The organism is Pseudoduganella sp. LjRoot289 (genome assembly GCF_964252925.1).
GTDB lineage: Bacteria > Pseudomonadota > Gammaproteobacteria > Burkholderiales > Burkholderiaceae_D > Rugamonas.
In genome coordinates, this window is record NZ_CAXUPN020000001.1 from 186,486 (window position 1) to 207,023 (window position 20,538).

Annotated in this window: 14 protein-coding genes; all 14 read right to left on the reverse strand. The window is 67.3% G+C overall.

Annotated elements, in window-relative coordinates; genetic code table 11:
• Positions 1-26 precede the first annotated feature (26 nt).
• Positions 27-8,252, reverse strand: coding sequence for an iron-regulated protein frpC (locus ACSQ8Y_RS00865; protein WP_436264583.1), 8,226 nt, complete (start codon positions 8,250-8,252; stop codon positions 27-29).
• A 77-nt stretch (positions 8,253-8,329) separates the two neighbouring features.
• Complete coding sequence (gene fliR / locus ACSQ8Y_RS00870) at positions 8,330-9,172, reverse strand: flagellar biosynthetic protein FliR (protein ID WP_436264584.1); 843 nt, start codon at positions 9,170-9,172, stop codon at positions 8,330-8,332.
• Between the two features lie 82 nt (positions 9,173-9,254).
• On the reverse strand, positions 9,255-9,524 hold the full coding sequence (fliQ, locus tag ACSQ8Y_RS00875) for a flagellar biosynthesis protein FliQ (RefSeq protein ID WP_436264585.1): 270 nt from the start codon (positions 9,522-9,524) through the stop codon (positions 9,255-9,257).
• Between the two features lie 12 nt (positions 9,525-9,536).
• Positions 9,537-10,322 carry a flagellar type III secretion system pore protein FliP gene (gene fliP, locus ACSQ8Y_RS00880; RefSeq protein ID WP_436264586.1) on the reverse strand — a complete coding sequence of 262 codons (786 nt, stop codon included), beginning with the start codon at positions 10,320-10,322 and terminating at the stop codon, positions 9,537-9,539.
• A complete protein-coding gene (fliO, locus tag ACSQ8Y_RS00885; RefSeq protein ID WP_436264587.1) occupies positions 10,312-11,016 on the reverse strand; it encodes a flagellar biosynthetic protein FliO in 705 nt (234 codons plus the stop codon). The genes fliP and fliO overlap by 11 nt, the downstream gene beginning before the upstream one ends.
• Before the next feature lie 59 nt (positions 11,017-11,075).
• Entirely contained in the window at positions 11,076-11,504 is a 429-nt protein-coding gene (gene fliN / locus ACSQ8Y_RS00890) for a flagellar motor switch protein FliN (protein WP_436264588.1), read from the reverse strand.
• A 29-nt stretch (positions 11,505-11,533) separates the two neighbouring features.
• A complete protein-coding gene (gene fliM, locus ACSQ8Y_RS00895; protein ID WP_436264589.1) occupies positions 11,534-12,514 on the reverse strand; it encodes a flagellar motor switch protein FliM in 981 nt (326 codons plus the stop codon).
• A gap of 18 nt (positions 12,515-12,532) precedes the next feature.
• Entirely contained in the window at positions 12,533-13,048 is a 516-nt protein-coding gene (gene fliL / locus ACSQ8Y_RS00900; protein ID WP_436264590.1) for a flagellar basal body-associated protein FliL, read from the reverse strand.
• A 67-nt stretch (positions 13,049-13,115) separates the two neighbouring features.
• A complete protein-coding gene (locus ACSQ8Y_RS00905; protein ID WP_436264591.1) occupies positions 13,116-15,038 on the reverse strand; it encodes a flagellar hook-length control protein FliK in 1,923 nt (640 codons plus the stop codon).
• Between the two features lie 21 nt (positions 15,039-15,059).
• Entirely contained in the window at positions 15,060-15,500 is a 441-nt protein-coding gene (gene fliJ, locus ACSQ8Y_RS00910) for a flagellar export protein FliJ (RefSeq protein ID WP_436264592.1), read from the reverse strand.
• A gap of 35 nt (positions 15,501-15,535) precedes the next feature.
• Entirely contained in the window at positions 15,536-16,942 is a 1,407-nt protein-coding gene (fliI, locus tag ACSQ8Y_RS00915) for a flagellar protein export ATPase FliI (RefSeq protein ID WP_436264593.1), read from the reverse strand.
• A 1-nt stretch (position 16,943) separates the two neighbouring features.
• A complete protein-coding gene (locus ACSQ8Y_RS00920) occupies positions 16,944-17,684 on the reverse strand; it encodes a flagellar assembly protein FliH (protein ID WP_436264594.1) in 741 nt (246 codons plus the stop codon).
• A gap of 13 nt (positions 17,685-17,697) precedes the next feature.
• Positions 17,698-18,696, reverse strand: coding sequence for a flagellar motor switch protein FliG (gene fliG, locus ACSQ8Y_RS00925; RefSeq protein WP_436264595.1), 999 nt, complete (start codon positions 18,694-18,696; stop codon positions 17,698-17,700).
• Complete coding sequence (gene fliF, locus ACSQ8Y_RS00930) at positions 18,689-20,431, reverse strand: flagellar basal-body MS-ring/collar protein FliF (RefSeq protein WP_436264596.1); 1,743 nt, start codon at positions 20,429-20,431, stop codon at positions 18,689-18,691. Before fliF ends, fliG begins: the two co-directional genes overlap by 8 nt.
• Between the last annotated feature and the right edge of the window lie 107 nt (positions 20,432-20,538).

A 20,538-nucleotide genomic window follows, 5' to 3' on the forward strand; every position in this document is an offset into this window, starting at 1 on the left:
GTGCCGCGGTGTGGCCTCCCGCTTTCCTATTTGTCGGCCAGGATGCCGGCGAGCGGCGGCTGGCGCGGCTTCCACTCGTCGCGCAGGTCGGCAGCGGCCGCGCCCAGCGGCGGCAGGTTGCCGTAGTGCTGCAACTGGCGGGCCAGATCGGCCACGCCGGCGGCGAGTGCGCCGGAGGTGGCGGCCGGGGCCGCCGTGCCGTCGCCGGACTGGCTGGCGCCCGGTGCCGGCCAGGCCAGCGCCCGCCCGCCGTCCAGCGCGGTGCCGGCGCCGTAGCCGGCCAGCGCCTGGGTCAGCGCCGACACCTGCGCGCCCAGCGAGGCGGGGGCGTCGTTGCGGTCGGTCAGGTACCACACGTCGGCCAGTTCGGCCGTCTTGCCGTCCGTGGTCTGGAAGCTGCCGCGCAAGCCGATCCAGTTGCCCTGGTCCTTTTCGCTGGCGCGCGCGGCGCCGGTAGCCAAGCTGGCCACGCCGGCGTCCGCCAGGGTGCGCAGTTCGCCGTCCTGGCTGAGGCCGTCGCTATTGCCGTCGACCCACACGCGCAAGTCGCCATAGGCGCCGTCGCGGCTGTCGATCACGCCGTCGGCGTTGCCATCCAGCTCGGCCAGCGCGGCAAAGCCGTCGGCGGCGCGGCTGCCGTCGGCCAGCGTGGTGCTGGTGCCGAACAGTTCGCCGCCGTCGTTGATGCGGCCGTCACGGTTGCGGTCCAGCGCGAGCAAGCCGTCGCCCTTGCCGGCCCAGCCTGTCTGCACCGCCGCGCCGCTGGCGAACAGGTCGAACTGCACGCCGTCCGCCAGGGCCAGGGTGTCGATGCCGTTGCCGTCCAGGTCCAGCTGCAGCGGACTGCCGAGCGGGGTGGCGTGGATCTGTTCGCTGCTCATGCCGGCCAGCTGCGCCGCGCTCAGCGAGGAGGCCTGGGTCGCGGTGAAGACGCCGAATTCGGCCAGCGTCATGTTCGACAGCTGCAGCGTGGTCAGCGCCTGGATCTGCGCCACCTTCATCGAGCGCACCTGGCTGGTGGTCAGGCCGCTAATCTGCGGCACGCCCAGGCTGGCGATCTGGGTGGCCGTCAGCGCGATGAACTGGCTGGTGCGCATGGCCTGCAAATCGTCCAGCTCGATCGCGTTGAGCTGCATGGAATTGAGCGCCGCCAGCGCGCGGGTGCTGACCGCGTTGATCTGCTGGCTGCTCAGCCCGGCCATGTGGGCGGCGGTCAGGCCGCTGATGGCCGCCGTGCTCAGCGCGGCGATCTGGTTGCTGCGCATGGTGTCGAGCACATCCTGGCCCAGCGTGTTCATTTGCAGCGAATTGAGGGCGGCCACCTGCGTCACGGTGAACGAGGCCAAGGTGCCCAGCGCGGCGATCTGGCCGCTGCGCAGCGCGCCCACTTGGGCCGGCGTCAGGCTGGCCAGCGAGCGGGTGCTGAGCGAGCCGAGCTGGTCGTTGCTGAGGGCGGCGATCTGGCTGGTCTTCAGCGCCACCACTTGCAGCGAGCTCAGCGCGCCGATGTCCTCGACTTCGAGGGCGGCCAGTTGCGCCGTGCTCAGCCCGCCGATCAGCGCCACGCTCAGCGCGCGCACCTGGACGGTGCTCAGCCCGGCCAACTGCGCGGTGCTCAGCGCCGAGAGCTGGCGCGTGCCGAAGGCGGCGATCTGGCTGCTCCTGAGGCTGTTCAGATGGTCCTGGTCCAGGCTGGCCAGCTGCTGCGTGGTCAGCGCGTTGCTCTGCGCGGTGGTCAGCGGCGCCAGCGTCGTGAGCGCGGCCAGTTGGCCGGTGGTCAGCGCGGCGATTTGCGCGGTCTTCAGGCCGATCAGCTGGCGCGTGCTCAGCGCGCCGACCTGGTCGGCGCTCAGGCCGGCGATCAGTTCGGTGCGCAGGCCTCCCAGCTGGACGGTGGTCATGGCAAGCAAGTCTTCCGCTTCGATGGCGCGCAGCTGCGCCGTGCTCAAGCCGTTGAGCGCCATGCTCGACAGCGAGCGCACCTGGCCGGTGCCCAGCGCCACCAGCTGGCTGGTGCTCAGCCAGGACAATTGCGTGCTCGTCAGCGCGGCGAACTGCGCCGTGCGTATGGTGGCCAGCTGGGCGTCGCTGAGCGAGCCGAGCTGGTTGCTGGTCAGCGCGGCCAGCTGCGTCATGCCGAAACCCTGCAGATTGGTCAGCGCCACCAACTGGTCGGTGCTCAGGGCGCGCAACTGCGCCGCGTTCAGCGCGTTCAGCTGGGCCGAGGTCAGCACGCCCATCTGGGCTTCGCTCAGCGCCTGGATCTGCAGCGTGCGCAGGCTGGCGAACTGGGTCGAACTGAGCGCCGCCAGGTCCTCGTCCTGCAGCGCGCGCAGCTGCCGCGAACTGAGGCCGCCGAGCGCGGCAGTGTTGAGCGCGCGCACCTGGCTGGTGGTCAGGCCCGGCAACTGGGCCGTGGTCAGCCACGACAACTGCAGGGAGGTCAGCGTCGCCAGCTGCGAACTGCGCAGCGTGGCCAGATGGGTGTCGTCGAGCGAGGCGATCTGGTCGCTCGACAGGCCGGCCAGTTGTGTCGCGCTGAAGCCCTGCAGGCTGGGCAGCAAGGCCAGCTGTGAGGAGGTCAGCGCGGACAGCTGGCCGTCGGTCAGCGAATTGATCTGCAGCGTGGTCAGCGCGTCCATTTCCGCCGGCGTGAAGGCGCGGATCTGTTCGGTGCGCAGGGCGGCGAACTGGGCGCTGCCTACCGCAGCCAGGTCGAGCGGGTCGAGTGCGGCGATCTGGTCGGTGCTGAGCGCGCGCAGCGCGACCGCGCTCAAGGCGCGCCATTGCGTCGTGCTCAGCGTGTTCAGCTGCGCCGTGTTCAGGGCGGCGGTCTGGCGCGCGGTCAGCGCGGCGATCTGGTTGGTGCGCAGCTGCTCCAGCTGGCCCTCGTCCAGCGTGGCGACGCGGTCGGTCGACAGCGCCGCCACTTGCGCGGCCGACAGCAGCGGCAGCGAGTCGAGCAGGTTGAACTGGGCCGACGACAGCGCCGCCAGCTGGGTCTCGCTGAGGGCGATGACCTGGTTGGTGGTCATCGCTTCCAGCTGTGCTTGCGTCAGCGCCGCGAGCTGGGTGTTGGTCAGGCCGCGCACTTGCTGCGTGCGCAGCGCGGCCACGTCGACCGCGTCCAGTGCGACGATCTGGTCGGTGCTGAGCGCGGCCAGCGAGCGGGTCGCCAGCGCCCGCACCTGCAGCGAAGACAGCGCGGTGATCTGGGCGGCGCTCAGGCTGCCGGTCTGCACGCTGTTGAGCATGGATATGCCGGCCGTGCTGATGTGGCTGAGCTGATCTTCCGACAGCGCGCGCAGCTGTGCCGTGCTGAGGATGGAGACTTGGCCTGAGCGCAGCGCCTCCAGGTCGTCATTTAACAGTTGCGTGATCTGCAGCGTGGACAGCGCCGCCAGTTGGCGCGTGGCCAGGGTGGCGTACTGGCGCGTGTCGAGCGCCTGCAATTGTTCTGCGCTGAGCCGCGCGAACTGCTGCGTGCTCAGGCCAGCCAGTTGGGCCGAGCTCAGCGAGGCCATGCGCTCGCCGCTCAGCGAGGCCAGCTGGTCGGTGGTCAGGGCGCGCAACTGCGCCGTGCCCACGCCGGCGAAGGAAGTCAGCGCGGTCAGTTGCGCCGTGCTCAGCGCCGCGATCTGGGTGTTGCTCAGCGCGCCGATGGCCACGCTGGTGAGCTGGGCCAGCTGGGCGTCCGACAGGCCCAGCATTTGCCTGGTGGTCAGCACCGGCAACTGGCTCGAGCGCAGGCCGAGGATGTCTTCGAGCTCGATACTGCTGATCTGGAAGGAGCTCAGGCCCGGCAGCGCGGCGGTGCTGATGGCGGCGACCTGCCGGCTGCTCAGCGCGATGATCTGCATCGAGTTCAGCGCGCCGAGCTGGGCCGCGCTGAGGATGCGGACCTGCGCCGTGGTCAGCGCTTGAATGTCGGTTTCCGCCAGCGCCGCAATGCGGGAGGTGGACATGGCGGTGATCATGGCAGCCGTGTAGTCGCCGATGTCGCCCAGCGAGGCCAGTTGGACGTCGGACAGCACGTTCAGCTGGGCCTGGGTCAGGGCGGAGATCTCCGCGCCGGTCAGTGCGTGCAACTGCGTGGTGTCGAGCGCCTTGACCTGGGCGGTGGTCAAGCCCTGTATCTGGGCCGTGCTCATGCTGCGCAGACCGTTGGTGGTCAGCGCGCTCACTTGCACGGTGTTCAGGCTGGCCAGCGCGCGCGCGGCCAGCGCGCGTACTTGCGCGGTGCTCAGCTGGGCGATCTGGGCGGTGGTCAGGCCGGCCATCTGCGCGTTACCCATGGCGCCCATCTGGCGCGTGCTCAGCGCCAGCAGATCGGCGTCCTCCAGTGTGCGGATCTGCTCGCTTGTGAGCGAGCTGACCTGTAGCGTGCTCAGGCCCTGCAGGCCGCGCAGCGCGGCGATCTGCGTGCTGTTGAGCGCGGCCAAGGACATGGTGGCGATGGCGCCGATCTCGGCGGTGGTAAGGAAGCCGAGCTGGGTCAAGGACAGCGCGCGCAGGGTGCTGCTGCTCAGGCCGCCGATCTGGCCGGTCGTCAGCAGTTCGATTTCGTCGTTGTCGATCGCGGCGATCTGGGCCGAGTTCAGCGCGTTCAGCGAGGCGGCCTTGAACACCCGCATCTGGGTGCTGGTCAGGGCCTGGATCTGGGCCGTGTTGAAATAGGCCATCTGGCTGGCGGTGAGTGCCTGCAGCTGGGTCGACTTCAGCGCAGCCACTTGCCCCGTGGTCAGCGCGGCGATCTGGTCGGACGACAGCGTGGCGATCTGCGCCGTGGCGATGCTGCCCAGCGAACTGAAGGCGGCGAGCTGCTCGTCGCTCAGCGCGTTCAGCTGGGTGGAAGTGAGAGCGCCGATTTCCTGGGGCGTAAAGGCGGCCAGCTGCTCGGTCGTCAGCCCGGCGATCTGGGCCGTGCTGAGGGCGCGGATCTGGCGCGTCAGCATGGCCGCGATGTCGGCCGTTTCGATGGCCGCGATCTGCTCGGTGTTCAGCGCGGCAAGGATGGTCGTCGTCAGGCTGCGGATCTGCACGCTGTCGAAGGCGATCATGTGGGCGCTGGTCAGCGCGGCCACCTGCTGGCTGGCCAGGCCGGCGATCTGGTTCGACTTCAGCGAGGTGATCTTGTTGTCGGCCAGCCCGGCGATCTGGTCGGTCGTGAGGGCGCCGATCTGGCGGCTGCTGAGCGCGGCCAGCGAGGCCAGGCTGTCGAGCTTGGTGTTGCTGAGGGAGGCGATCTGCTGCGTGCTCAGGGCCGAGACGGCGTTGGTCTGCAGCGCGCCGAACTGGAACGAGGTCAGCGCGTCGAGCTGCTCCGTGCCGAGCTGGGCCAGCTGGGTCGATTTCAGCGCGTTCAGGTCGGCCGTTTCGAGCGCCTGCACCTGGTCGGTGCTCAGCGCGCCCAGTTCGGCCGCGGTCAGCGCACGCACCTGCGCCGTGGTCAGCGCGATGATCTGGTTGCTGCCCAGGGCGCGGATCTGCGCGGTGGTCAGCGCGGCGACCTGCGCCGTCGACAGGCCGGCGAAGGCGCTGTCCGACAGCGAGATGATCTGGTCGGTGGTGAGCGCGGCGATGGCGGCGGTGTTGAACGAGGCCAGCGTGCTCAGCGCGGCGAGCTGTTCGCTGCTCAGGGCCGCTTTCTGCAGCGGCGTCAGGGCGCCGATCTGGGACGAGTTCAGTACCGCCACTTGCAGCGTGCCGAGGCCGGCGATCTGTTCGGTTTGCAGCAGGGACAGCTGGCGGCTGGTCAGCGCGGCGACGTCCTGGGTTTCGATAAAGCCGAGCTGCTCGGTGGTGAGGGCGCGCAGCGCGCTGCTGCTCAGGGCGCGGATCTGCGCCTCGGTCAAGGCGGCCAGTTGCTCGCTGTTGAGCGCGACGATCTGCGCCGTTTGCAGCGCGGCCGCCTGTTTGCTGGTCAGGCTGGCGAAGTCGGCCGTGTTCAGGCCGGCGATCTGGTCGGTGCTCAGCGCGGCCACCTGGCGCGTGCTCAGCACGGCCAGCGAGGCGATCGCGTCGAGCTGCTCGGCGGTCAGGGCGTTCAGCTGCTCGGTCGCCAGCGCGCCCAGGACGATGCTGTTCAGCGCGGCCATCTGCTCGGTGCTCAAGCCGGCCAGCTGGCTGGTGTTCAGGCTTTGCAGCTGGCGCGAGCTCAGCGCAGCCACATCCACGCTTTCCATGGTGGCGATGGCGTCCGAGCTCAGGCCGGCCAGCGCGGCCGTGGCCAGCGCGCGCACTTGCGCCGTGCCCAGGGCGATCAGCTGTTCGCTGGTGAACGCTTGCAGCTGCACGCTGTTGAGCGCGGCAAGTTGCGAGGTCTTCAGCGTACCCAGGCTGGCCGTGCCCAGCGCGGCGATCTGCTCGCTGGTGAGGGCGCCGAACTGGCGCGAGGTCAGCGCGGCCAGCGACGCCAGCGCGCCCACCTGTTCGGTGGTGAGCGCACTGATCTGCGCCGTGCTCAGCGCGGCCTCCGCGGCGGTGCTCAGCGCGGCGATCTGCGCGGTACCCAGGGCGGCGATCTGGCTGGTGCCCAGCTTGTTAATCTGGCTGCTGAGCAGGGCGCCGATGTCGTTGGTCTCCATCACCACCAGCTGGTCGGTGGTGAGCGCGGCCAGCGCGGCGCTGCTCAGGCCGCGCACCTGGCTTTCGTTCAGGGCGATCAGCTGCTCGCTGGTCAGGGCCAGCGCCTGGGCCGAGGTCAGCGCGGCCAGCTGGCGGCTGCTCAGCGTAGCCAGGTTGCGCGTGCTCAGGGTGCTGACCTGGTCGGACGTCAGCACGGCCAGCTGGCGCGTGGCCATGCCGGCCAGGGTGCTCAGCGCGTCTATCTGCTCGGAGGTCAGCCCGATGATCTGGTTGGTGCCGAGTACGCCGACGGCGCTGCTGTTCAGGGCGCCGAACTGGTCCAAGGTGAGCGCGGCGATCTGCTCGCTGCCCAGGCGCACGATCTGCGCAGTGCGCAGCGCGGCGATGTCCTGGGTTTCGATCTGCGTGATCTGGTCGGTGCTGAGGCGGGCCAGGAAACTGGTGGCCATGGCGGCGAACTGGTTCACCGTCAGCGCGGCGATCTGCTCGGACGTGAGGGCTTGCACCTGCTCGGTGCCCATGGCGGCCAGCTGGTGGCTGCCCAAGGCGGCGATGTCCTGCGTTTCCAGGGTGCTGACCTGGTCCGAGCTCAGGGCGCGGATCTGGGCCGACGTCAGCGGCGCCAGGCCGTCCAGCGCGATCAGCTGCTCGCTGCCCAGGGCGGCGATTTGCAGCGTGGTCAGCGCGCGCAAATCCAGCGTGTCGAGCGCGGCCATCTGGTCCGAACCGAAGGCGGCCAGTTGCTCGGTGCTGAGGAAGGCCATCTGGCGCGAGGTCAGCGCCTTGATGTCCAGCGTTTCCAGCGCGGCGATCTGGTCGGTGCTGAGGCGGCCGATGGTGGCGCTGCCCAGCGTCGCCACCTGGGCGGTGCTCAGGGCGATGACCTGGTCGCTGCCGAAGGCTTGCAGCTGGGTCGAGCTGAACGAGGCCAGCTGGGCCGAACTGAGGCCGGCCACGTCGCTGGTCTCGATGGCCAGGATCTGGTCGGTCGTCAGCAGTTGCAGCGAGGCCGACGGCAGGCCGTTGAGCTGGCTGCCGGTCAGCGCGACGATTTGTTCGGTGGTCAGGGCAGGCACTTGCAGGGAATTGAAGGCGCTCAGTTGTGCGCTGTTCAGGCCGGCAAGGGTGGCGGTGGGCAGCGTGCTGATCTGCAGCGTGTCCAGGGCCGCGATGGCGCTGCGGTTGATGGCGTTGAGCTGGCGGCTGTCGAGCGCCTGCAGCTGGTCGCTGCTCAGGCCTGGCGCCTGGCGCGAGGTCAGTCCGGCCAGCTGGTTGGTGCCCAGCGCCTGTATGCCCTCGGTGGTGATGGCGGCGAACTGGGCCGAGTTGAGCGCGGCCAGTTGGGAGGTGCGCAGGGCGGCCAGGTCGGCCGTTTCCAGCGCCGCCAGCTGGTCCGTGCCCAAGGCGGCGAGCTGGCCCGTCGTCAGCACCGTGAACTGCAGCGTGGTCAGGGCGGCGATCTGGTCCGAGTTCAGCACGGCCAGGTCTTCGGTCTCCAGCGCGGCGATCTGGCTGGTCAGCAGGCAGGCCAGCTGTTCACTGTTCAGCACCAGCATGTGTTCCGTCGTCAGTTCCCGGATTTCGGCGGTCGAGAACGCGCGTATCTGTTGCGTGTCGAACGACGCGATCTGATCGGTGGTAAGGCTGGGGACGATGGAACTCATGGGTATTTTCTCCTGGACGGCTCAACCATGATACACCACTACTTTCCGTAGGGAAATCAATTGATTGTAAGCGGCGCCTAAAATTTGGGCAGTACTTGCGGCGGCGCAACAGGCGCCGATGGCGGCCGCGTTTCGCGCGCGGCCCAGCTGCGCGGAAACTGCCGCGCGCTCTCGATCCCCTGCAGGAACAGCCTCTGCAGCGGGGTGCCCATATAAGGCAGGGTCATCACGATGACCAGGAAGCCGATGCCCAGCGTGATGGGAAAGCCGATGCCGAACAGGTTCAACTGCGGCGCCGCCCTTGTTAATATGCCAAGTGCAACGTTGGTAATTAGCAACGCGGCAACTATCGGCAATGCAAGTTGCATCCCCGCGCTGAAGATCCTGGCGCCCCAGTCTGCGACGTGCTTGAAGCCGCCGCCGCTGACCGGCAGGCCGGATACCGGCAAGGTGGAAAAGCTTTCCGCCAGGGCGGACAGCAGCACCAGGTGGCCGTTGACGGAAAGGAAGGCCAAGGTGGCAATCAAGGCCAGGAACTGGCTGATCGCCGACGAGCGGCCCTGGGTGTTGGGGTCGAAAAAGGTGGCGAAGCCCAGGCCCATGGTCAGGCTGCTGATCTCGCCGGCCATCTCGACGGCGGCGAAGACGACGCGGATGGTGAAGCCCATGGCCAGGCCGATGAGCATTTCCTGCGCCAGGATCAGCAGGCCGGCGTAGGACATGGGGTCGGCCGCCGGTATCGCCGGCACGGTCGGGGCGATAATCATGGCCAGCAGTACGCCCAGCGCCATTTTCACTGTGGTGGGCACACTGCGGTTGCCAAACACGGGCGCGGCGGAAATGAGGCCGAGTATCCGCGTTAGCGGCCACAGCAAAGAAGCGATCCATGTGTTGATATCGGCTGTCGATAGCGTAATCATGAGGTTACTGCCCGGACATTTGTTGTCACGCCCTGGCAAGCAGCCGTGAATACTCTATAAAGCGACATGAATCGCGCGGAAATTAACCGACCAGGCCGGGAATGCCGGTAAATACTCCGCGCATATAGTCCAGCATGACCGACAGCATCCAAGGCCCGGCCACCACCAGCGCGACAAAAATGCCGACCAGCTTGGGAATGAAGGACAGGGTGGCCTCGTTGATCTGGGTGGCGGCCTGGAAGATCGACACCACCAGGCCGATCACCAGCGCCACCAGCAGCATGGGGGCGGCCACCATCAGGGTCACCTCCATGGCGACACGGCCCATCGTCATCACGCTTTCCGGGGTCATGGGCGCTCCATCCTAATAAAAACTCTGCGCCAGCGAGCCGATCAGCAGCTGCCAGCCGTCCACCAGCACGAACAGCATCAGCTTGAAGGGCAGCGAAATGACGGCCGGCGACATCATCATCATACCCATCGACATCAGCACCGACGCCACCACCATGTCGATGATGAGGAAGGGGATGAAGATGGCGAAGCCGATCTGGAATGCGGTCTTCAGCTCGCTGGTGACAAAGGCCGGGATCAGCACGCGCAGCGGCACGTCCTCCGGCCCCTGCAGCGCGGGCGTGCGCGACAGTTTGACGAACAGCGCCAGGTCGGGCTGGCGGGTCTGGCGCAGCATGAAGGCCTTCAGCGGCGCGGCGCCCTGGTCGAGCGCCTGCTGCATGGTGATCTTGTTCTCCTGCAGCGGCAGGTAGGCTTCGCTGTAGATCTTGTCGAGCACCGGGCCCATGACGAACAGGGTCAGGAACAGCGACAGGCCCACCATCACCTGGTTGGGCGGGGCCGACTGCGTGCCCATGGCCTGGCGCAGCAGCGACAGCACGATGATGATGCGGGTGAAGCTGGTCATCATCAACAGCGCGGCCGGGATGAAGGTCAGCGCCGTCATCAGGATCAGCGTCTGCAGCGACAGGCCGTAATTGGTGCCGCCGCCGGCCGCCGGCGTGGCGGTGAAGGCCGGCACGGTCGGCTCGGCGCCGGCCCACAGCGGCAGCGCGGCCAGCGCGGCCACGCCGGCGATGCTCAGGCATTTCAGGAGATTTTTTGGCAAAGCCGCCGGCGAGGTGTGCTTATTTGCCATTGCGCTTTTCTATCGTCTGTTTGAACCATTCGGCGAAATTGGCGCTGGGCAGGCCGTTTTGCGGCGTGTCCAGGCCGGGCTCGCCTTCCTGGCGCGGCATGGTGGCCAGCGCGTTCATGCGGCCGGGCGAGGCGCCCACGACTATCCATTGCTCGCCCACTTCGACCACCAGGATACGCTCGCGCGCGCCCACGCTGAGCGCGCCGACCAGCTTGATGTTGGCGCCGCCGGTGACCGATTTCGGGCCGTAGCGCTTGAGCGCCCAGGCCAGGCCGACCAGCACGCCCAGCACCAGGATCAGCGAGAAGATGGTGGTCAGGATGCTGCCGGTGGCGCTGGGCGCCTGCAGGGTGTCGACCGGTGCGGACGGACGGGCGCCCGCCAGCGCGGCTTGTTGCTCGGGCGTCGCCACCGGTGCCGCAGCGGCGGCCGGCGCGGCTGGCAGGGCGGGCAGGGTGGCCGATGCGGGAGTGGATGCGCCTGCCGGGGATGCAGCGGCTGCGCCGGGAGCCGCCCCGGTGGCCGTTGCGGCCGCGTTCGCCGCAGCCGCCGCAGCCGCCGGAATGGCGGCCGGGTCGGGCTGGGCTGGGACGGCGACGGGTGCGGGGGCGGGCACTGCTGCGGGCGCCGGTTTGGCGGCGCCCGAGATCGAGCCGGAGGCGGTTTGCGCCGCCAGCGCCTGGCTTGGGGCCAAGGCCAACGCGGCTGACAATGCAGCCGAGACTACATATGCTGCGACAACGGATGCTGGCTTCATTTATTCAGTTTTCGAATGCGTTCGGAAGGTGTGATGATGTCGGTCAGGCGGATGCCGAATTTGTCGTTCACCACCACCACTTCGCCCTGGGCGATCAGGCAGCCGTTCACCAGCACGTCCATCGGCTCGCCGGCCAGGCCGTCCAGTTCCACAACCGAGCCCTGCGCCAGTTGCAGCAGGTTCTTGATGGCGATCTTGGTGCGGCCCAGTTCCACCGTCAGCTGCACCGGGATGTCGAGAATGAAGTCGATATCGTTATGCGTTTCGGTTTTCGAAGGCTGCTTCGAGAAGTCCTGGAATACGGCGGCCTGGGCGGCCTGCGTCGCCTGGTTCTGCAGCGCCTCGGCTTCCGCCTTGGCCTGCTCGGCGATGGCGGCGCCCCAGTCGTCATCCAGGCTTGCGTCGTCGTCTTGATTGTCGGCCATCTTGCTTTCTCCTGTATTGCTTGTCTGCGTTATTTCGTGTTATCGGAATTCGCCAGCAGTTTTTCCACTTTTAGCGCGTATTGTCCATTCAACACCCCGTAGGTGCAGTCGAGCACGGGCACGCCGTCCACCGTCGCCTCGATGCTCGCGGGGATGTTGAGCGGGATGATGTCGCCCACCCGCATGTTCAGAATCTCGTCGAACGACACCTTGGCTGTGCCCAGCGAAGCGACCAGCTCCACCTCGGCGATCTGGATCTGCTGCGTCATCAGGCGGATCCAGCGCTTGTCCACCTCCAGCGCCTCACCCTGCAGCGAGGAGGTCAGCGCGTCGCGTATCGGTTCTATCATTGAGTACGGCATGCAGAAGTGGATCTGGCCGGACACCGATCCCAGCTCCACCGTGAAGGTCGACGCCACTACCACCTCGTTGGGCGTGGCGATGTTGGCGAACTGCGTATTCATTTCCGAGCGGATGTACTCGAACTCGACCGGATAAACCGGTTCCCAGGACTTGGTATAGGCCTCGAACACGATATCGAGGATGCGCAAGATGATGCGCTGCTCGGTTTGCGTGAAGTCGCGCCCCTCGACCCGGGTGTGGAAGCGGCCGTCGCCACCGAACAGATTGTCCACCAGCAGGAACACCAGGCCCGGATCGAACACCATCAGCGCCGTGCCGCGCAGCGGCTTCATGTGCACCAGGTTCAGATTGGTCGGCACCACCAGGTTGCGGATGAATTCGCTGTACTTGGAGACCCGCACCGAACCGACCGACACCTCGGCGCTGCGGCGCAGGAAGTTGAACAGGCCGACACGCAGCAAGCGCGCGAAACGCTCGTTGATGATCTCGAGCGTCGGCATCCGGCCACGGACGATGCGCTCCTGGGTCGCCAGGTTGTAGGTTCTGACTCCCGCGACTTCTTCCGGCGCCGCGGCGTCGTCCTGGTCGCCATTGACGCCCTTTAAAAGGGCATCAACTTCTTCCTGGGAGAGAAAATTATCAGCCATGGCTTTCTACTAAGTTGCTTACTGAATGATGAACGAGGTAAACAGCACTTCCGTCACGTCCTGCTGCGGCCCCTTATCCTCGAAAGGCGCGCGCACCTGCTCCATGATTTCGGCGCTGAGCTGCTGCTTGCCTTCCGGCGTGTTGATCTCGGACGCACGTTTGCTCGACAGCAGCAGCAGCAAGCGGCTGCGCACCTTAGGCATATTGTTCTTGATGACTTCCACTTCCTCCAGGCCGCTCACCTGCAGCGTGAACGCCAGCTGCAGGTACTGCTCGCCATTTTCGGGCTGCAGATTGACGGTGAACGGTTCGATGATCACGTACACCGGCGGGCCGACCTTGGCGCTGGCCGCCTTCTTGTGCTTGGCCGGGGCTTCTTCGCCCTTGTCCTTCAGCATGAACCACGCGCCACCGCCGCCGGCCGCGGCCAATACGCCGACCAGGCCGAGGATCATGACCAACTTCTTCTTGGAGTTGGCGGGCGCGGCAACCTCTGCTTTTGGTTCCGCTTTCAATTTTGGATTCGCTTTCAAAATTACCCTTGGTGCTGAAGTGGATCATGTCGCCATTATGGCACGCCTTGTGTTGCAGCCAGAACGGTCAGGCGAAGGTATCGACCATGCCGAACGGACGCTGGCGCGGCGCCGGCGCAACAGGCACGCCGTCGCCGCCGTCCGCGCCGCCGCCATGACCGTCCCGGCCGCCCCGGCCATTATTCCCGCCCGTACCGCCTTGCTGGGCGGCGCGGGCCTGGTCGAAGCCGTTGTTTTGATCCGACATGCCGGCCGAGACGGTGGCGTCGCCCAGATGGATGCCGGCTTCGCTCATCATTTCACGCAGGCGCGGCAGGGCCGCTTCCAGCGCGGCGCGCACTTCCGGCTGGGCCGAGGTGAAGCTGGCGCTGGCCGAGTCGTTCGATACATTCAGCACCACTTGCAGCGGGCCCAGATCGGGCGGATTCAGTTCCAGCGTGGCGCTCTGCTCGCCACCGGCCGCCATGTACACCACTTTCTGGCCGACCTGCTGGTCCCAGGCTGACGTGCCCACGCGCGCCGCCAAGTGGTTGCCCGCCACCGTGCCGGCGGCCTGGGTGCTGGCCAGCTGGGCTTGTGCGGCCGGCGCCGGCATGGTCGCGCCAGCGGTGCTGGCGCCGGCCGGGGCGGCCTCCTTGAGGGCTGTGGCGAAGTCCGGCGCGGCGTCGCGCGCGGCGGACTGGGCCTCGGTCCTGGACTGTGACTGCGCGGCCAGCGGCGCCAGGCCGCCTTGCTGCGCGTCTCGCCGGCGTTCGGCCGCGATTGCGTTCGGATCGGCCGCCTGCTTGGCGCCCGGCACTGCGGCGCCGGCATCGGCGCCGGTGTCGCTGCCCATCGCCGGCAGGGCGTCGCCGTCGGCCGGGGCCGCCAGTGGAGCGGACGTTGCCGAGCTGGATGCTTGCGGTATTCCATTTGCAGCCGCGCCTGCCGACGCTGCCGCTGCTGCTGCCGCTGCTGCTGCTGCGCCCTGTGCGGTGGCAGGGACGGCAGGCTGGGCGGCGGTGTCGGACGGCGCCAGCGCAGCCGATTCCAGTGCGGCTTTGAAGCTGTCGGCAGCATCGGCGGGCAGGGCGTCGCCCTTGCCGGCGTTGCCGGCCGCCGTCGTGGTGTCGTCCATGCCGACTTCGCCGGCGGACAATGTCTGGTCTGCTGCTGCTGCTGCTGCGTCCACACCTGGGTTCGGACCTGGGCCAGCCCCTGCCAGCGCATCGGCAGCCAGGGAGGCGCCAGCGGCACCCGCGCCGGCGCCGGCCAGCGCATCGGCGTCCGTGGCGGCTGTTGTCGCGGGCGCAACTGCGGGTTGGTTGAATGCGGCCATCAAGGCCAGCATGGCGGCCATAGGATCGGAGGCAGCGGCGGCGGCTTGGGCTGCTGCCTCTGCCTCCGCTGCGTCGGCGGCGGCATCCGGAGCGCCGTCGGCGCGCGCGCCGCCAGCGGCCGCGCTATTGCCGCCGCTCGCTGCGGCTGCGCCGCTTGCCGGGTTCGTTTCCGCATTGCCGCTGCCATTCGCCGCGTTCGGCGAGTCCGCCGCGCTGGCGCCCTCGCTGCCAGTGCCCGGCTTGGCGGCATTGGCGGTACTGGCGCCGGCATTGCTGCGGCTGGCGTCATTGTTCATATCGCTGCGACTATTATTGCTATTGCCATTGTTGCTGGCGGCAACCTGGGCCGGGCTGCCCGCGTTGCTGGCATTGGACGGTGCTGGCGGTTTCTGCTGCGCGGCGGTCCTGGCCTGCTCGGCCTGGCGCGCCTGCGTGCCGTTGGCGGACTGGCTTTGCTGCGCCGGCTGCGCCATTTTCCCCTGCGCGCTGCGGGCGGCCGGCGCGGCCATGGCGGAAGGCACCGGCGCGGCCGGGCGCGCGTACTGGCGCTGTTCGATCTGGCGCGTCAATGCTTGCTGGAACTGGTTGTCCGGCGCTGCTGCGTACGCCGCCTTGGCCGCTGGCGCGCCGGCGCCGGTGCTGGTGGTATTCGTGATGAGCGGTGTCTGCATGATGGCGCCGTTTCAGTGGATCTATCGTTTATAGAATGCTTGCCTTGCGGCATGTTCATCCATGGCCTTCTGGTCGCGCTTGGCTTCCACCTTGAGCGCCTGCGCCTGCGCGCGGTCGTTCAGCGTGGAATAGGACATGCGCTTGCGCTCGGCGTTCTGCCAGGTGCTTTTTTCCTGCGTTTCCTTGCGCTGGCTGTGCCGCAGCACTTCTTCCTGGCCCTTGATCGCGTTGTCCAGCTTCTCCATGAAAGCCTGGAAATTGCGGTAGGCCATGGGCGTGATGCCGGACTGCTGGGTCGCCTCGAAGCGCTTGCCGTACTCGTCGCGGTAGCCGACCAGCATGTTCAGCTTTTCCTCGGCGTCCGCCACCGCCTTCAGGGCCATACCCAGGCGCTTGGCGGCGTCGTCGGTTTCGCGCCGCGCCAGTTCGATCAGTGTTTCAAGTTGAGATTGGGAGGCCATGATGATTCATTATAGGCGCGCTTCCAGCTCGGCAATCAATCGAACAGAGAGGACAATTGCCCCAAACTCTCCAGCATGTCCACCCGCTCGGTGATCTGCTGTTGCAGGAAATGTTCAATTCGCTCATGCAAGTTAATCGCCTGGTCCAGCACCGGGTCGCTGCCGGGGCTGTAGGCGCCCACGGCGATCAGGTCGCGGCTGCGCTCGAAGCGCGAATACAGCTGTTTCAACTGGCGCGCCCGGCTCTGGTGCTCGGGCGAGGTAATGCCGTGCATGGCGCGGCTGATCGATTGTTCGATGTCGATGGCGGGGTAGTGGCCGGCCTCGGCCAGGCGCCGGTTCAGCACGATGTGGCCGTCCAGGATGGCGCGCGCCGAGTCGGCGATCGGATCCTGCTGGTCGTCGCCCTCGGTCAGCACGGTGTAGAAGGCGGTGATCGAGCCGCCGCCCATTTCGCCGTTGCCGGCCCGCTCCACCAGGATGGGCAGCTTGGCGAACACCGAAGGGGGATAGCCCTTGGTGGCGGGCGGCTCGCCGATGGCCAGGGCGATTTCACGCTGCGCCATGGCGTAGCGGGTCAGCGAATCCATGATCAGCAGCACGTTCTGGCCCTGGTCGCGGAAATATTCGGCGATGGCAGTGGAATAGGCGGCCCCCTGCATGCGCATCAGCGGCGGCGTATCGGCCGGGGCCGCCACGACGACCGAGCGCGCCAGGCCTTCCTCGCCCAGGATCTGCTCGATGAATTCCTTGACCTCGCGGCCCCGCTCGCCGATCAGGCCGACCACGATGACGTCGGCCTCGGTGTAGCGCGCCATCATGCCCAGCAGCACGGATTTGCCGACGCCGGAACCGGCGAACAAGCCCATGCGCTGGCCGCGGCCGACGGTCAGCATGGCGTTGATCGAGCGCACGCCCACGTCCAGCGTCTCGACGATGGGCGCGCGGCCCAGCGGATTGGCCGGGCGCACGTTGATCGGGGCGCTCTCGGTGGTGTGCAGCGGACCCAGGTTGTCCAGCGGGCGGCCGGCGCCGTCCAGCACGCGGCCCAGCAGTTCAGGTCCGACCGGCAGGTGGCGCGCGCGGTCGCTCGGGCGGCGGCGCGGGTGCGCCACGCTGCCCGGTTTGGGGATGGTGGGCTCGACCGGGAACACGCGGGTGCCGGGCACGATGCCCTCGACGTCGCTTTGCGGCATCAGGAACAAACGGTCGCCTTCGAAGCCGACCACTTCGGCCTCCACCTTGCCGCCGGACGGCAGCGGCACGGTGCAGGCGGCGCCCACGGCCAGGCGCAGGCCGACCGCCTCCATCACCAGGCCGGCCACGCGCGTGACGCGGCCCGAGACCTGCATCGGTTCGACGAACTCGGTCAGCGCGCCGCAATCGTTCAGATAGGCGCGCCAGCGGCCGGCGTGGGGGTTCGGTTTGAGGGCGTCGCCCATATCAGTCCAGCCAGTCGACGTCTTTGCCCAGCGCATAGGTCAGGCGCTGCCAGCGGGCCGAGGCCTGGGCGTCGATCTGGTTGCTGGCGGTATCGATCTTGCAGCCGCCGCGTTCGATCAGGGCGTCGTCGATGACGCGCCAGCCGCCTTTGTCCAGCTCTTCGCCTATCCCTTCGCGCACGGTTTTCGCGTCCTCCGGGTTCAGCATCAGCAGCGCGGGCTGCTGCAGCACCGGCAGGTATTCGATGGCTTCGCGCACGATGGGCAGGATCAGCTCGGGCTTCACGTGCAGCGCCTGCTTGAGCATGCCCTTGGCCAGTTGCAGCGCCAGTTCCAGGATGTCGGCGGCGATCAGCTGGTCGGCGTCCTGCAGCGCGGTGCTGAAGTTGCCCGCGATCTCGCGCAGCGGCGCCAGTTCCAGTTCGGTCGCCTCCTTGGCCAGCGCGATCGCATCGGCCTGGCCTTCGGCGTGGCCGGCTGCGTAACCCTTGTCGTAGCCGTCGATGCGGGCCTGCTCGCGGATCGCGGCCAGTTCCTCCTCGGTCGGATAGTCGGGGGGAGGCGCTTCCTGCTCCAGGTACTGTTCATCCTCCGCCTCGGCCTCAATCGGCGGCGGCGCCAATGCCGCGGCCGCGGCCGCTTCGGCTTCGCGCGCGGCGACCGCGCTCGGACGGAAATCGCCGAACGACTTCATCTCCCAGCGCTGGAATGCGGTTTGCTGCTCTTTTGGAATTTGTGCCATTCGGTATTATGACTTAAACGAAGGAGTCCTCGCCCTTGCCGCCGAGCACGATCTGCCCCTCGTCCGCCAGGCGGCGCACGATCTGCAGGATCTGCTTCTGCTGGGTTTCCACTTCGGACAGGCGCACCGGTCCCTTCGATTCCAGGTCTTCGCGCATCATTTCGCTGGCGCGCGCCGACATGTTCTTGAAGATCTTGTCGCGCAGGTCCTGCGAGGCGCCCTTGAGCGCGATGATCAGCATTTCCGACTGCACTTCGCGCAGCAGCAGCTGGATGCCGCGGTCGTCGATGTCGATCAGGTTGTCGAACACGAACATCTCGTCCATGATCTTCTGCGCCATGTCGTTGTCGTAGTTCTTGATGTTGTCCATCACCGAGCTTTCCTGCTCGCCGCTCATGAAGTTGAGGATCTCGGCCGCCGCGCGCACGCCGCCCAAGGTCGACTTCTTGATGTTTTCATTGCCCGACAGCAGCTTGGTCAGCACGTCGTTCAGTTCGCGCAGCGCGGCCGGCTGCACGCCGTCCAGGGTGGCGATGCGCAGCACCGCGTCGTTGCGCAGGCGGTCCGTGAAGTGGCCCAGGATTTCGCACGCCTGGTCGCGCTCCAAGTGGACCAGGATGGTGGCGATGATCTGCGGGTGCTCGTTGCGTATCAGTTCGGCAACGGATTGCGAATCCATCCACTTCAGGCTTTCGATGCCGGACGCGTCCTTGCCGCCCAGGATGCGCGACAGCAGCACCGAGGCCTTGTCGTCGCCCAGCGCCTTGGTCAGCACCTGGCGGATGTACTCGTCCGAGTCCAGGCCCACGGTGGAGGCGGCCGCGACCTGGTCGCGGAAGTCGTCCAGCGTGTCGACCACTTGCTCGTGCGGCACGTTTTTCATGGTCGCCATGGCCGCGCCCAGTTTCAGCACCTCGCGCGGGCCGAGGAATTTCATCACCTCGGCCGCTTCGCTCTCGCCCATCGCCAGCATCAAGATGGCGGCCTTTTGCAGTCCGGTAGAATCAGTCATTTGCGCCTATCCATGCTTTGATGACGTTGGCGACGATGCGCGGATCTTCCGCGGCCAGTTTCTTCGCCAGGCCCAGGTTGTCGCGGTAAGTCCGCGCGGTGTTCTCTTCCATTTTAGCGATTTCCGCCGCCATGATCTCTTCCGGTGTCGGGCCTTCCGGCACGATGATTTCCGGCTCCTCCGGTTCAGGCTCGGGCTCGTTGATCTCGTCGATCTTCTTGAACACCGGCCGCATCATAGGACGCACGATGCGCAGCAGGATGTAGAGCAGGATCAGGGCGGTGACCAGGAACTTGGCCAGTTCCTTGGCCAGCGGCAGGTTGGCCGGGTCGCGCCACCAGTCCAGCGCCACCGGCGCCTCGAAGGGCTTGTCGACGCCGTCGAACGGGGCGTTGGCCACGCTCAGCGAGTCGCCGCGCTCCTGGTTGTAGCCCATGGCTTCCTTGACCAGGCTGTTGATCTTGGCCATTTCCTCGGGCGTGAACGGTTTGATCGTCACCTTGCCGGTCTTGGCGTCGACCAGGCGGCGGTAGTTGATCACCACGCCCACCGTCATGCGCTTCAGGCCGGCCATGGCCTTCTGCTCGTAGCGCACGGTCTTGTCGACTTCGTAATTGGTGGTCGATTCCTTGTGGTTCGGACCGGCGTTCGCGCCGGCTGCCACGGTGCCCGCCGGCGTACCCGGGGCAGGGGCTGCGCCCGGCGCCGTGGTGGTCAGCGGCGCGGTCGCGGTGCCCGGCGGCTGGTTCGACAGCGCGCCCGGCACGCCGTTGGGATTGGCGTTGCCGTTGCCGTTGGTTTCGCTGCTCTGCTGGCTGCGGATGGCGGACGCCTCCGGCGGCGAGTTCGGCTTGTAGGTCTCGTTGGCCTGCTCGACGGCCGCGAAGTCCACGTCGGCCACCGCCTCGGCGCGCACATTGCCTTCGCCCACGATGGGCAGGATGATGGATTCGACCTGCTTGATGACCTGCTTCTGCAGTTCCTGCACGTATTTCAGCTGGCTGGCGTCCAGGCCCTTGTTGCTGCCGGCGCCGTTCTTGTTGGTGTCGGACAACAGGTTGCCGGACTGGTCCACCACCGTCACGCTGGACGGCAGCAATTGCGGCACCGACGAGGCCACCAGGTGGACGATGGCTTGCACCTGTGCCGGATCGATCTGGCGGTTGGGGTGCAAATGGAGGATCACCGAGGCGGTCGGTTTTTGCTGCTCGCGCACGAACACGCTGTCCTTGGGCATGGCCAGGTGGACGCGGGCCGAGTCGACGGCGGCGATGGACTGCACGGAGCGCTCCAGTTCGCCTTGCAGCGCGCGCTGGTAATTGACCTGCTCAAGGAACTGCGACACGCCCAGTTTCTGGTTCTCCATCACTTCGAAGCCGACGTTGCCGCCCTTGGGCAAGCCCTGCGCCGCCAGTTTCAATCGCGCGTCGTGCACCTGCTCGGTCGGCACCAGGATGGCGTTGCCGCCCTCCGAGAACTTGTGCTTGATCTGCATCTGGTCCAGCGCGGCCGTGATGGCGCCGCCGTCGCGGTCGCTGTAATTCGAGAACAGCACGCCGTAGGCGGGCGGCTGGTTCCACATCCACAGCGCCACGATGACGGCCAGCACGCCGGCGGCGGCCGCGCCTATCATCACGTTGCGGCCCAGCGGCGTCTTGAAGAAGGGCGGCTTGGCCTCGGCCTGCGCCGGGTCCGCTGCTTCGTCGATGTCGATTTGTTCGGCTGCTGCTGCCATGGCTGGTGTGTGTCTGGTTGGTTAGTGGGGCGGCCGTGTCCGGAGGGAACCGGCCTGTTGCACATTATCGGTGGAGTCCGCCACAGGCAATCGCGGGAAAAGCAGGC

What these genes read in the sequence shown, in the direction of transcription:
- fliP (WP_436264586.1), bottom strand. Translation starts at nt 10,322, where the DNA reads ATGGCAAATAAGCACACCTCGCCGGCGGCTTTGCCAAAAAATCTCCTG.
- ACSQ8Y_RS00905 (WP_436264591.1), bottom strand. Translation starts at nt 15,038, where the DNA reads ATGCAGACACCGCTCATCACGAATACCACCAGCACCGGCGCCGGCGCG.
- fliQ (WP_436264585.1), bottom strand. Translation starts at nt 9,524, where the DNA reads ATGACCCCGGAAAGCGTGATGACGATGGGCCGTGTCGCCATGGAGGTG.
- fliR (WP_436264584.1), bottom strand. Translation starts at nt 9,172, where the DNA reads ATGATTACGCTATCGACAGCCGATATCAACACATGGATCGCTTCTTTG.
- fliM (WP_436264589.1), bottom strand. Translation starts at nt 12,514, where the DNA reads ATGGCTGATAATTTTCTCTCCCAGGAAGAAGTTGATGCCCTTTTAAAG.
- ACSQ8Y_RS00865 (WP_436264583.1), bottom strand. Translation starts at nt 8,252, where the DNA reads ATGAGTTCCATCGTCCCCAGCCTTACCACCGATCAGATCGCGTCGTTC.
- fliJ (WP_436264592.1), bottom strand. Translation starts at nt 15,500, where the DNA reads ATGGCCTCCCAATCTCAACTTGAAACACTGATCGAACTGGCGCGGCGC.
- fliN (WP_436264588.1), bottom strand. Translation starts at nt 11,504, where the DNA reads ATGGCCGACAATCAAGACGACGACGCAAGCCTGGATGACGACTGGGGC.
- fliF (WP_436264596.1), bottom strand. Translation starts at nt 20,431, where the DNA reads ATGGCAGCAGCAGCCGAACAAATCGACATCGACGAAGCAGCGGACCCG.
- fliG (WP_436264595.1), bottom strand. Translation starts at nt 18,696, where the DNA reads ATGACTGATTCTACCGGACTGCAAAAGGCCGCCATCTTGATGCTGGCG.
- ACSQ8Y_RS00920 (WP_436264594.1), bottom strand. Translation starts at nt 17,684, where the DNA reads ATGGCACAAATTCCAAAAGAGCAGCAAACCGCATTCCAGCGCTGGGAG.
- fliI (WP_436264593.1), bottom strand. Translation starts at nt 16,942, where the DNA reads ATGGGCGACGCCCTCAAACCGAACCCCCACGCCGGCCGCTGGCGCGCC.